At 69.1% G+C, this 12165-nt stretch carries 13 protein-coding genes and 1 pseudogene; 8 read left to right on the forward strand and 6 right to left on the reverse strand.

Going from position 1 to position 12165, the window contains the following annotated elements:
* Positions 1-206: 206 nt before the first annotated feature.
* From LTT66_RS00355 to LTT66_RS00365, 3 genes are all read left to right on the forward strand, one after another.
* Positions 207-1370, forward strand: a complete 1164-nt coding sequence (locus tag LTT66_RS00355) for a lipase family protein (protein WP_233063151.1) — start codon at positions 207-209, stop codon at positions 1368-1370.
* Positions 1371-1502: 132 nt separating this feature from the next.
* Positions 1503-1745, forward strand: coding sequence for a hypothetical protein (locus LTT66_RS00360; RefSeq protein WP_181721776.1), 243 nt, complete (start codon positions 1503-1505; stop codon positions 1743-1745).
* Between the two features lie 105 nt (positions 1746-1850).
* A complete protein-coding gene (locus LTT66_RS00365) occupies positions 1851-2912 on the forward strand; it encodes an NAD-dependent epimerase/dehydratase family protein (protein ID WP_233063152.1) in 1062 nt (353 codons plus the stop codon).
* 107 nt (positions 2913-3019) lie between these two features.
* Here LTT66_RS00365 and LTT66_RS00370 read toward each other — a convergent pair whose 3' ends face one another.
* Positions 3020-3382, reverse strand: a complete 363-nt coding sequence (locus LTT66_RS00370; protein WP_233063154.1) for a hypothetical protein — start codon at positions 3380-3382, stop codon at positions 3020-3022.
* Positions 3383-3386: 4 nt separating this feature from the next.
* On the opposite strand from LTT66_RS00370, the pseudogene LTT66_RS37295 reads away from it, so the two are divergent.
* Both LTT66_RS37295 and LTT66_RS37030 read left to right on the forward strand, forming a co-directional pair.
* A pseudogene (locus LTT66_RS37295) lies at positions 3387-3437 on the forward strand (hypothetical protein); the annotation flags it as partial.
* A 6-nt stretch (positions 3438-3443) separates the two neighbouring features.
* Entirely contained in the window at positions 3444-3575 is a 132-nt protein-coding gene (locus LTT66_RS37030) for a hypothetical protein (RefSeq protein ID WP_269821991.1), read from the forward strand.
* A 149-nt stretch (positions 3576-3724) separates the two neighbouring features.
* Here LTT66_RS37030 and LTT66_RS00375 read toward each other — a convergent pair whose 3' ends face one another.
* Positions 3725-4321, reverse strand: coding sequence for a TetR/AcrR family transcriptional regulator (locus tag LTT66_RS00375; RefSeq protein ID WP_233063156.1), 597 nt, complete (start codon positions 4319-4321; stop codon positions 3725-3727).
* A 52-nt stretch (positions 4322-4373) separates the two neighbouring features.
* Between LTT66_RS00375 and LTT66_RS00380 the strand changes: the two genes are divergently transcribed.
* On the forward strand, positions 4374-5234 hold the full coding sequence (locus LTT66_RS00380; RefSeq protein WP_233063158.1) for an alpha/beta fold hydrolase: 861 nt from the start codon (positions 4374-4376) through the stop codon (positions 5232-5234).
* Positions 5235-5245: 11 nt separating this feature from the next.
* On the opposite strand, the gene LTT66_RS00385 is transcribed toward LTT66_RS00380, so the two are convergent.
* Positions 5246-7489 (reverse strand): hypothetical protein, encoded by a 2244-nt coding sequence (locus tag LTT66_RS00385; protein ID WP_233063160.1) that lies wholly within the window; start codon positions 7487-7489, stop codon positions 5246-5248.
* Positions 7490-7588: 99 nt separating this feature from the next.
* Entirely contained in the window at positions 7589-8716 is a 1128-nt protein-coding gene (locus LTT66_RS00390; protein ID WP_233063161.1) for an acyl-CoA dehydrogenase family protein, read from the reverse strand.
* 140 nt (positions 8717-8856) lie between these two features.
* Here LTT66_RS00390 and LTT66_RS00395 point away from each other — a divergent pair, with 140 nt between their 5' ends.
* Together LTT66_RS00395 and LTT66_RS00400 are read left to right on the forward strand one after the other, a co-directional pair.
* A complete protein-coding gene (locus LTT66_RS00395; protein ID WP_233063162.1) occupies positions 8857-9231 on the forward strand; it encodes a MerR family transcriptional regulator in 375 nt (124 codons plus the stop codon).
* Entirely contained in the window at positions 9228-10094 is an 867-nt protein-coding gene (locus LTT66_RS00400; RefSeq protein ID WP_233063163.1) for a TIGR03619 family F420-dependent LLM class oxidoreductase, read from the forward strand. Before LTT66_RS00395 ends, LTT66_RS00400 begins: the two co-directional genes overlap by 4 nt.
* A gap of 32 nt (positions 10095-10126) precedes the next feature.
* Here LTT66_RS00400 and LTT66_RS00405 read toward each other — a convergent pair whose 3' ends face one another.
* Entirely contained in the window at positions 10127-10627 is a 501-nt protein-coding gene (locus tag LTT66_RS00405) for a flavin reductase family protein (protein WP_233063164.1), read from the reverse strand.
* Positions 10628-10932: 305 nt separating this feature from the next.
* Entirely contained in the window at positions 10933-12162 is a 1230-nt protein-coding gene (locus LTT66_RS00410) for a cytochrome P450 family protein (RefSeq protein ID WP_233063165.1), read from the reverse strand.
* Positions 12163-12165: the final 3 nt, after the last annotated feature.

A 12165-nucleotide genomic window follows, 5' to 3' on the forward strand; every position in this document is an offset into this window, starting at 1 on the left:
ACCGCACGTAAATCGGCTATTTGCCGCATTACGGTCTAACCAGCGAATGTCGCTGGTAATTTGCTGGCGGTACATATGGATTCAGTCCACTACTCGACGAATGCGGCGAACTACCCCTGGAGGTCAAGGTCGTGACTCGTCCGTCTCTTCGTATCCTCGCCAGAAAGCGCATCGGTTCGGCCCGCGCCCTCGGTGCGATCGGCGGTATGGCATTCACGCTGCTGCTGGCGACGACGGCAACCGCGGAGCCGATCTATCCGCTGCCCGATCCAGACCCGTTCTACGCGGCCCCGGCCGATCTGTCGGCGCACCGACCAGGTGACGTGCTCGAGGTGCGGCCGTTGCCGCCACTGGCCTCCTTCCCCGGCGCCGCTGTCAGGCTGGTCGAGTTCCGGTCCACCAATTCGCGGGGCGCGCCGATCGCGGCGACCACCACGATCGTCACACCCGCCTTCCATCGACCCGGCATGCCGCTGCTGTCGTATCAGCACTTCATCAATTCGCTCGGCACCGGCTGCGCGGTATCGCACCTGCTCTACGAGAACGATTTCAATCTGTCGATGTCGACGCCGATGTTGAACGTGCTGCTGCAACAGGGCTGGAGTCTGGCGCTGCCGGACCACCTCGGACCGCAGTTCGCACTCGGAGCCGGGCGGTTGGGCGGCCAGATCACGCTGGACGGCATCCGTGCGGCGAGACGACTGCCCGAACTCGCCGTCGATCAGAGCCCGGTGGCGCTGGCGGGCTACTCCGGCGGCGGGCTCGCCACCGCCTGGGCGGCCGCGCTGCAGCCGTCCTACGCACCTGACCTGCGGCTGGCGGGCGCGGCCATCGGCGGCGCCCCGATGAACCTGGTGGCGATGGCGGAAGGGCTGGGACTCAATCCGCACCCGGCCTTCGGCTTGGCCATGGCGGCGGCGATCGGTCTGGAGCGTGAGTACCCGGACCGGGTGCCGATCAGCCCGAATCTCAACGCTCGCGGCCGCGCGCTGCGTGACGCCATGGCCAACAGCTGCACCAACGACATCCTCGCCATCGGCGCGGGCGGCAGCGCGCGCGATTTCGTCGACAGCCCCTCTGTCTTCGACAACACACCCGACGCTTGGTCGGTGGTGGAGGAGAACAGCGTGGAACTCTACGGCGGCGCTCCGCGAACCCCGATATTCGAATGGCATTCGCCGAGCGACCCACTGATTCCGATCAAGGCCATCGACAACACCGCCGGCCGTTGGTGCGCGAGCGGGGTGCCGGTGCAGGTGGTGCACGTGCCCGCCTTCGACCACCTGTCCGCGGCGGCCATGGGCGCCCCCGCGGTGGCGGCGTGGCTCGAAGGACGGGTTCGCGGAGAGCCCGCGCCTTCCAACTGCTGACGAATCCAGCCCTGCGGCCGAGAAACGCAACGTCGAAGGCCGCTCGAAGATGACGAAGAAGCAGCTGGCGCACGGGCTCGGACGGGATCGAGCCCGACGCGCCGTCGAGAACCGGAAGCGAGAGGAACGAAGATGACCAAGCAGCAGGAAACGGGCACCATCACCGGCACAAAGGACAAGGACTACAACCTGATCTGGTTCGTCGAGGCGTCCCTGGAGAACGCGTTGCGCCTGGATACGTTCATTCAGGATGCGGAACGGGCTGGCGACAGCGAGCTGGTGGAGTTCTTCCGCAAGGCGCAAGCCGACAGCCGGAAAGGTGGCCGGCTCGGAAAAGAGCTTCTGGCCAAGCGTCTCGCGAAATCCGACATCTGACGTTTCACACGATCGGCGGGGAGGGCGCAACCTGCAGGGCCGCCCTCCCCGCATCCTGATGCCGGGTACATCTGACGAATCTCGCCGCCGAGCCGAGGAGCAGACATGCGTGTGGTCGTGGTCGGTGCCACCGGAAACGTGGGAACGAGCGTGCTGGAGGCACTGTCGGCCGAAGCAGGGATCACCTCGATCGCCGGCATCGCGCGGCGCGTGCCGGGCAAGCTCCGGGACGGCGTCGAATGGGTGCGCGCGGATGTGCGAACCGACGACCTGGAATCCCATTTCCATGGAGCCGACGCCGTAGTGCATCTGGCATGGTTGTTCCAGCCCACCCATCAGCCCTTGGTCACTTGGCGGGCGAATGTCGGCGGCACCGAACGCGTCCTGCGCGCCGTGGCCGCGGCCCAGGTTCCCGCTTTGATCTACGCCTCGTCGGTCGGCGCCTATTCCCCGTGCCAGGACGACGAGCCCGTGCCGGAGAGCTGGCCCACCGATGGATGGCCTCCGGCCGCGTACATGCGCGAAAAATCCTATGTCGAAAGACTTCTGGATCGTTTCGAGGCCGAGGAACCGGACCGGCGGGTGGTTCGCATGCGACCGGCGTTCATCTTCCGGCGGGAGACCGCCAGCCAGCAGCGGCGTCTGTTCGCCGGTCCCCTGCTACCGAATCGCCTGATCCGGCCCGGACTCCCGCCCATCCTGCCGATTCCGGGCGGCCTGCGATTCCAGGCGGTGCACAGTGACGACATCGGCCGCGCCTACACCCTCGCCATCACCAGCGACGCGCGCGGCCCGTTCAATCTCGCCGCGGAACCGGTGATCGACCGCGCCCGGTTGGCCGAGGTGTTCCAGGCTCGGGTGGTGTCCGTGCCACCCGCGGTCGTGCGCGCCGCGCTCGCCATGGGATGGCACGCGCGGACCTTGCCCGCCGCGCCGGACCTGTTCGACGCGGTGATGCATCTGCCGATCCTGGACACCGGGCGCGCGCGTGCCGAACTGGGCTGGACGCCCCGGTTCACGGCGGTCGAGGCCCTCCAGCACTTGCTCGCCGGTTTACGTGCGGGGGCGGGCGAGGACACCCCGCCGCTGGCTCGCGACGCGGGCGGACCCTGGCGATGGCGCGAGTTCGCCTCCGGAGTGGGCGGCCGTGAGCTGGGAGTCGGATAGCCCTTCCGTCGAATCGCGGCCTGCGGCGGCGGCTCGGCGGACGTCGATAGTCGCGTAGTCCCGACCCCGTTCCCGGCCCATCCGCTCGCTGTCGACAACGATCGGCCTCATTCGTCACGAGAGGATCGGCACGGAAGGGCTACTTCGCCGGGGTAGGGCGCGTTGATCGTGGTGAAGTACTGGATCGCGGCGCCGATCGCCACCGGGGAGAGGTGTTCGGCATCGGGTATCTGCCCGAGCACCACCACGACGTCATCGACCCGGAGACGGTGTACCTGCGCAACCCGCTCAACCGCCTCTGGGTGGCCGAGCACGAGGGCCGCATCGTCGCCACCACGGCGATTCGCGCTCGCGGCCCGCGCCATCCACCGCACCCCGCGTGGCTGGTCGAACAGTTCCCCGACCAGGGCACCGCACAGTTGTTCCGGGTCTACGTCCGCCCCGAGCACCACCGGGCGCGGCCTTGCCACACGGCTGGTCCGGGCAGCGGTCGATTACGTATCCGCGACACCGGAATTCGACCGGCTGTACTTGCACACCGACGCCAGGACGCCGGGTGCGCTGGACTTCTGGCTCACCTTCGGCGAGATCGTCCACGACGCGCGCCTGCCCGGTCCCGGGTTCCAGACCGTGCACCTGGAAATCCCCTTGACCCGCCCGTAGCTCTCCTGGGCACCAGCCGAACACGAAGCGGCAGCGAACGATCGGTGTCGCGGGTCACCGCGGCCTGGCGACACCGATCCCGCATCGGTTCCGAGCCGAGCTATGCGAGGCACTCGAAGCGAGCGGGCGTCCGCTCGACGCGTGAGCCGCTAGCCGCGCACCCCCGCCAGCACTTCCTCGATACGGGCGCGCAACGACCGGCCCGCCGCGTGCAAGGGTTCGGTCGAACGGAGCGTGCGGCTGAGGACGAAAGCGCCCTCGAGCGCGCTGAGCACGGCGAGGATGAGTTCGCGGGCCTCCGGGGCGGGCAGGCCGCGGCGAACGAAGTAGCCGGTGCCTTCATCGATCCAGGCGGCCATCACCTCGGCGGCGACTTCGCGCAGGTTGGGTTCGCTGTCGGCGACCTCGCCCGCGACGGTGCCGACCGGGCACATGTTGATCCAGCCGGTCTGCTCGATCTGCTCGGCGGCCGCCGCGAACGCGGCGGGCACCGCCTCGCGCAGATCGTCGTGCGGATCGAGCAGCAGCGGCAGCAACTGGATGTACGCGGCTCCCGACGTGCGCAGCGCCGCGGCGGCGATCTGCGGTTTCCCTTCGGGAAAGTGGTGGTAGAGCGAGCCCATCGGAGCGCGGGCGGCGACGGTGATCTGCTTGACGCTGGTTCCCGCGTAGCCCTGCGTGCGCATCAGCTCGGCCGTCGCGGTGACGAGGCGTTCCCGGGTGCTGGTTGACATTCTCTCGGTCACCGTTCCAGACTAGAGCAAACACTCTAGAGCGATCGCTCGGATGGAGGCGGACATGCCTGTTGCCGAATTACCCGCGGGCCGGGTGCACTATGTCGAACGGGGCGAGGGGCCACCGGTCGTCCTGCTGCACGGCCTGCTGATGAACCACACGCTGTGGGACGAGGTGCTCGACGCGCTTCCCGCGGGCTTCCGGTACGTGCTGCCGGACCTGCCGCTCGGTGCCCATCGCCTGCCGCTGCGTCCCGGCGTCGACCTGAGCCTGCGCGGCCTGAATCAGTTGGTCGCCGATTTCCTCACCGCGCTGGATCTGCGCGACGTGACGCTCGTGCACAGCGATTGGGGCGGCGCGCTGTTCCTCACCGCCTACGGGCTCGACCAACGCGTCGGCAGGCTGATCGTGCTGCCGTGCGAAGCATTCGACAACTTCCCACCCGGCCTGCCGGGCAAGATGGCCACCGTCGCCACCTATCTCCCCGGCGGGATCTCGCTGGCGCTGCGGCAGTTACGCGTTCGGTGGCTGCGCCGCTCGCCGCTGCTGTTCGGCTGGATGGCGCGGCGCCCGCTGCCCGACGCGCTGGTGCACGGCTGGACCGAGCCGGGGCTGCGCGATGCCCGGATCCGGCGGGACCTGCTCGCCTACACCAAGTCGGGCTTCCGCAAGCCGGAACTGATCGCGAACACCGAAGCGCTGCGCGACTTCCAGGGTGAGGCGCTGATCCTGTGGTCGTCGGCGGGCAAGGTGATGCCCCGCGAGCACGGGCGCAGGCTCGCCGAACTCATCCCGAAGGCTCGGCTGGTCGAAATCGACGACGCCTACGTCCTTTCCATGCTCGACCGGCCCGCCGCGGTCGCCGAGGCGATGTCGGCGTTCCTCGTCGGGCAGCGCGCCACGCCGGAGCCGCCCAGCCGCTGATCCCGCGGTGCTCACGCGTCGACGGAGACCAGCGCCGGTGGAGGAATGACGATCTTCGGAGCCTCCGGCGGTTCGTCGGTCGTGCGCCGCCGCGTCCGGTGGTATGTCCAATGCAACAGGCCGAGCCCGATCAGTCCGGCCGCGGTGGTCGCGATCCCGATTCCACTGCCGGGTGGACGCCAGTCCACGACCAACTCGGCGCCGTCGGTGCCCGCCGGTACGTCGACGGTGAGGAAGACGCCGCCGATCGTGCCCGCTGCCACCTCGCGCCCGTTCAGGGTCACCCGATGCCCCGGCCAGGCGAGCCGGGCGAACACGATGCGCCCGCCGCTCGCCGAGCTGACCACGGCCCGGGTCGTGATGTCGTCGAGCGAACCGCTCGACTCGGCGGTCACCCCCGCGGTGTGGGCGATCGCCCCGTCGCGGGCGGACGCGAGCCCGTCGGCGCGTTCCAGCACCCAGATGTGCCGCTCGTGTCCCGGATAGTCGGCCCATCGCCAGCCCGACGGCGCGGGACGGTCACGGGCGTCCGGGTACTGCGTGCGGTGCAGGACCACCCGATCGACCTTCATCAGGTCGATGATCCTGGCCCCGGTGACGGGTTCGGTCGCGAAGGCACGACGGAACGCGTCGGGGCAGGTGCTGCCGTCCCACGCCATGCACAGCATGCCGGCGAAAGCGGCGTGCCCGATCGGCGTGTAGGCGTTGACGTAGTCGAGTCCGAGCGCCTTCGCGTAGTTGCCGATGGCCAGCGAGCCGTACGCGCCGGCGAGGTTGCGGTCCTCGGGGCGCACGGCGGCGCGATCAGCCAATTGCAGAGTGAGGCCGTCGAAATCGGGGAAGGCCGCGCGCATCGCCGAGCGCCGCTCCGGGAAGTCGTAGGACATCGGCGTCATCGGCGCACCGGCCACCTGCGCGTAGGCGATGGGGAACATGGCGAGCACGGCCAGTGCGCACGCGGCGGCGGCGCCGCGGTGGCGGGCCAGCCATACGGCGGCGGCGCCGAGCGCGCCCACCGCCAGCGCCCCCGCCACGTGCCGCAACACCAACTCGGGGGCGGCCGACACCGACCGCACGAACAACAGCCCGATCAGCACGACGGCGGCAGTGGCCCGGCGGCGCGAGGCGGCGAACGTGCCGTAGCGGCTGAGCGCGACACAGACCAGCACGAGCAGCACGATGGCGAGCATCGGCAGCACCCGGGCCGGCCAGCGCAGCGGACCGATGGCCCCGGGCCCGGCTGTCCACATCAGCACCGCCACCGCGAAGAAGATCAGGCCGCTGAAATCCCGTGCGGCGGTGCGCGCGGCACGCCAGTCGACGAACGCGAGCGCCGGGATGAGGAACCAGGCGATGTAGACCATCGGCAACGGCTGGACATGACCCCACCAGGCGGTGAACGCGGGGGTCGTGCTCGGCAGGCTCGCGTTCAGCGACTCCGACCACGGCACCGTCAGGAACGGGTCGTTGTGGATCTGCACGCTGCCGCGCCAGGTCACCTGCGAGGACAGGATGCCGGACAGGTTCGCGATCGCCGCGGTGAGCGCCGCGCACCCCGCCGCGAGGCACAGCCGCACCGCGGGGCCCCACCGGCGCTGATATACGACCTCGCCTGCCGCGACGGCGACAATGATCAGCGCCGATTCCACCGCGGGGAAGGCGTATTGGACCGTGAGCGTCAGGTACAGGAAGACGAAGACCGGCAACGGTCCGCTCCGGCCGCGCGCGTACTGCACCGCCGAGGCCCAGGCGTGCACCATCCAGGCGGTCGCCACGTGCGGAGTGAACCAGCTGGCCTGGTCGAAGAACAGGAACCAGCCGCTGAGCGGGAACGCGATACCCGCGACGGCGGCCCACCCGGGACGCGCGCCGTAGGCGAGGCAGATGCGGAATACCCCGAGCGCGGCGATGATCGAGAAGACGAGCTTCACCGCCGTCGCGTAGGTGGCGAGATCGTCCATCGACGGCGCGAGGAGATAGACGAGCAACTGCGGCGGATTGAACAGCGCCGCCTCTTCCAGCGTGTAATTGCCCGCCATCCATTCGTGCGGGACCAGCGCGGGAAAGCGGCCGTCACGCAACAACTCTCCGAGCATCACCCACATCGGGGCGTACTGCGCCTCGGTGTCGTCGGTGTAGTAGTGCCTGGTGTCGGCCAGCAGCACCGACACATATCCGGCGAGGACTCCGACGACGGTCGCCGCGCCCCAGACGTAACGCTCTTTTCGCGGTCCGGATGCCGCGGCTGTACTCACAAGGCGCGGAGTGTAGCCGCCCCGGGTGAACACACGACGACCTGTTCGCACCATATGTCCGAATATTTGACGTTCGGACCCTCGAGCGAAGACCCGCGATCACGCTTCGTCCGGCACACCGAGGACTTCCCGGCCGATCACACCGGCGATCACCTCCGTCGAATACGCCATGAGTTGGCCGGCTTGGGCATCGCGCAGGTGGCGTTGGATCGGCGACCGCTTGAGATACCCCGAAGCGCCGCCGATCCGGATGCCCAGCTGCGCCACCTCGACCGCGACCTTGTTCGCTAGATACTTGGCCCGGGAGAGGTTGTCGAAGAACAGCGGAATCCCGTTGTCGGCCTGCCACAGCGCCTGCTCGTAGAGCGTGTGTGCCGCCGCGAGCCGGGTCTGGGCGTCCGCGACCTCGTATTGCACCCACTGCTGGTGCGCCAATGGCTTGCCCAGGATCTCCCTGGCCCGTGCGTGCTCGACCAGCGCCTCCAGCGCCGCATCGGCGATCCCCAGCGAGATCGCGGGCAGACCGGCCGGGATCACCGCGAAGTCTCCGGGGCCCGGCGCGCGACCGCGGTACTCGGCGCGCAGAACGGTGTCATCGAACGCCAGCAGCTGACTGCGCGTCGCGCGCAAGCCGAGGGTGTCCCAGATCGGGATGATCGACACCGTGCCGTCGGGGACCACGCCGAAGAACGCGGGCTCCCCGTCCACGAGCGCGTTGACCAGCAGATAGTCGGCGATCTCACTACCGGACACGAACCGCTTGGCCCCACTGAGCGTCCACCCGCCCTCGGCCGGCGCGGCGATCTGCTGCGGCTGGAGAAAGCGGTTTCCGCTGGCCGGTTCCGATAGCGCGTTCGCGAAACGCCGGCCGGCGCGGAACTCCTCGGCGAAGAACGATCCCGATGTCTCGGTGGTCAATTCCGCGAGGGCGACACCGGCCCCGGCGTGCATCGTCCAGATCGTCGCGGTGGACGGATCGGCTTTCGCGAGGATGCGGACCAGGCGCCCGAGCCCTTGATAGCTCAGGCCGGTGCCACCGGCCGACTCCGGCAGCACCGCCCGGTTCACCCCCGCGCCGTGCAGCGCGTCCAGATGCTCGACGGCGAGTTCGGCGCGCTCGTCGTAGTCGGCCGCCACGGCGGCGAATCCGGCCGCCAGGTCGGCGACCCGGTCGAGCAGTTCCCGCTCGCTGTCGCGGACCGGGAGGAAGAAATGCGCGTTCGTCACGAAATGCTTTCTGGTCGCAGCGGATCGGCGGACGAGACCGCCGGATGGATTCGTTCCGAGCGTACGCAGCGCCCGCGGCAGCTTGCCTTGACATCGACGAGAAGGTTTAGCGTTGCGGTGACGAAGACGAAGGAGGACCGATGCGCATCGGCGAACTGGCGCAACGGGCGGGCACCAGCACGCGCGCCCTGCGGTATTACGAGGAGCACGGCCTGGTCCGGCCGCACCGCACCGCCAACGGGTACCGCTCCTATGACGACGCCGAAGTGCTGATCGTGGCGAGTATCCGCGAAATGCTCGGCGCGGGCTTCGACCTCGACGAGATCCGCCCGTTCGTCGCCTGCCTGCGGGCGGGTAACGGCTCCGGCGATGTCTGCCCGGACTCGGTCTCCACGTTGCGGCGCAAGCTGGCCGAGGTCGATTCGTACCTGGAACGGCTGGAGCAGGTCCGGCGTCAGCTGAACGACCGGCTCGCGGCGGCCTGCGAGTTCGACCGAATCGAGGAGCAGCGGTGAAATTCGCGGTCAGCTACAGCACGCCCTTCTTCGGCGTCGACCCGGATCGGCTGATCGGCTACGCCCAGCACGCCGAGCGCTGCGGGTTCGAGGCGATCTACCTGCCCGAGCACATCGCGTTGTATCCGGGCGCCACGATCGGGCCGATGGAGATGACGCCGTCGGTCCCGTTCGCCGACCCGCTCGACGCGCTGAGCTTCGTGGCCGCCGCGACGGACCGGATCCTGCTCGGCACCGCCGTGCTGCTGCTGCCCTATCACCATCCGGTGGTGCTGGCCAAACGCCTGGCGACGATCGATGTGCTGTCCAAGGGACGGATGCGCCTGCTCACAGTCGGGTTGGGCAGCCTGCCCGGTGAGGCGCAAGCCGTCGGCGTCGATTTCACCGGCCGCGGCCGCCGCGCCGACGAGGCCATCGACGTGCTGCGACTGCTGTGGTCCGGCGACGCCGAGGGAGTGAGCTTCGACGGGGAGTTCTTCCGATTCGAGAACCTGTGCAGTTTTCCGAAACCGTTCGGGGGCGAGCCGTTGCCGATCCATGTCGGCGGATCGAGCCGCGCCGCGGCGCGGCGCGCCGGATCCCGCGGCGACGGCTACTTCCCGGGCGGGATGCTCGGACCGGCCGAACGCGCCACCCAACTGGAGATCGCCCGCGCCGCGGCCGGAGCAGCCGGCCGGACCACCGGGGCGTTCGACTACACGCGCTGGGGCTCGATCGACATGCCGGTAGCGCGGGTCGAAGGACTGGCCGAACAGGGTGTCACGCGAGTTGTGGTGAGCGCGAGCACGGGCGACCCGGAGCGCGCCCGCGACGAGTTGTCCGCCTTCGCCGACCGCTTCGATCTTGCGAACGCACGGAAGTAGCTTCCGCGCAGTCCTGCGCGCCGCGGACCTCCTCAGACGGCGTGGCCCGCAACCAGATCCGCCACCGAGTGGTAGTGCAGTGTCTCCACGGGATGCCGCCGCACCGCGGCGTCCTCGGGTTCCAGCAGCAACCCGGCGTGATCGCCGAAGTCGTAACGCTCGCGGATGCGGGCGCTGAACCAGCTCGGCACCGTGCTGAGCACCGGAATGCCGCCGGGGCCGGAGTGCCAGTCGCAGTGCACGAACTTGTCGATGTCGTCGCCGGTCTCACCACCGAAAAGCCTGGCCAGCGAGAGTTGTTCGCTGCTGAGCACATGCACCGCGAGCCGGTCGGCGCGCTGCGCGACCCGGTAGGTGTGGTTCTTCTTGGACAGGCCGATCAAGAACCGGCGCGGCTCGATGCTGACCTGCGTCGCGAATCCGACCAGACAGCCCGCGCGCCTGTCCTCCGCCTGCACGGTGACCAGCAGCACGGGATAGTCCGCCGCCGCGACCACCGCGTCGAACACTGCGGTCCGGTCTTCGGTAGCCATCGGTCCTCCCAGCGTGATGCGACGTCTTTCCCGGATGCCCGCGCGATCGTCGTGCAAACATGCCGGGACGAGCAGCGCTCACCCGGAAACCGCGGCGGCAGGTCGTCTGAGACGCCGACGCCGGCAGGGGTGGGGCGCCCGTGCGACGGCCGTGCAGATCAGCTCATTCCGATCCACATCCCGTGGATGATAGTCCACCACAACAGCTTCCGCGCCGACACTGAAAATGCATAGTGGCGGTCGCCACATTGCGAGCACACCGCACCTGCTGCGCCCCCGGCCACACCGGGGGCGCGGGTCCGCCGCTAGTCGGCCGGTTCCAGGTACACCGGAAGCCTGGCGTGCCCGTTGGAGATGAAGCTGGACACCGTGCCGAGTTCGGCGGGTCCGGCCGCCAGGCGCATGTTCGGGAAGCGCCGGAAGAGGGCGGGCAGGGCGATTTCGGCTTCCATCCGGGCCAGCGGCGCACCCAGGCAGTGATGCGCCCCGTAGCCGAAGGCCAGGTGCTCCTTGGAAGCTCGCCGCACGTCGAACTCGTCGGCGGCGGCGCCGTGCAGGTTCGGGTCCCGGTTGGCCGCGGCGTAGGACGCGAGAATCGGCTCGCCCTTGGCGATGCGCAGGCCGTCGATCTCGATGTCGTCGGCGGCGAAACGCAGCGGCAGGTGCGCCACCGGCGCCTCGTAGCGCAACGCCTCCTCGATCAGATCGGACCAGGTCGCGCGTCCCTCGGTCACCTCGGCGCGCTGCTGCTGGTGGGTCAGCAGCGCGAACACGGCCTGGTCCAACAGATTCACCGTGGTCTCGTGCCCGGCGCTGATCACGAGCAGCAGCGTATCGATGAGCTCCTGCTCGGTCAGCTGCGAGCCGTCCTCCTCGTCGCGGTGCGAGATGAGCAGGCTGGTCATGTCGTCGGCGGGGTTTTCGCGCCGGTGGGCGACGAGCTCACCGAGGATCCGGTACATCTCCAGGTAATTCGCCTGCGACTCCTCCGGTCCGAGCGAAGTGTCGAAGATGCCGTCGACGCACTTGCGCAGACCGGCGTTCAGGGATTCCGGAACGCCCATCAGCACACTGATGACCTGGATCGGCAGCGGATAGGCGAAACCTTCCCTGAGGTCGACCGCTTCGCCCTGCGGTGTCGCCGCGAGTTCGGCCAGCAGATTCGCGGTGATCTGCTCGATCATCGGCCGCATCGCCTGGGTGCGGCGGTGGGTGAACGCGGGCGCGACCAGCTTGCGCAACCGGCGATGGTCCGTGCCGTACGCGGTGAACATGTTGTTCACGGCCACCCACAGGAACAACGGCCAGTCCTGGGGTATCTCCCCGTTGATGAACGCGGGCCAGTGCTGCTTGGCATCTTTCGACACCCGGGGGTCGGCCAGCAACCGCTTGAGCACGCCGGCGTCGGTGACCGACCACGCCTGCACCCCGCCGGGCAGTTCGACTCGGGCCATCGGCCCGCGCGCACGGATTCGAGCGGACTCACCTTGGATGTCGGCGCCCGTTGGGTCGAGGACTAGGGGCTGTGTGTCCATCGG

Source organism: Nocardia gipuzkoensis, from assembly GCF_021183645.1.
Lineage (GTDB): Bacteria > Actinomycetota > Actinomycetes > Mycobacteriales > Mycobacteriaceae > Nocardia > Nocardia abscessus.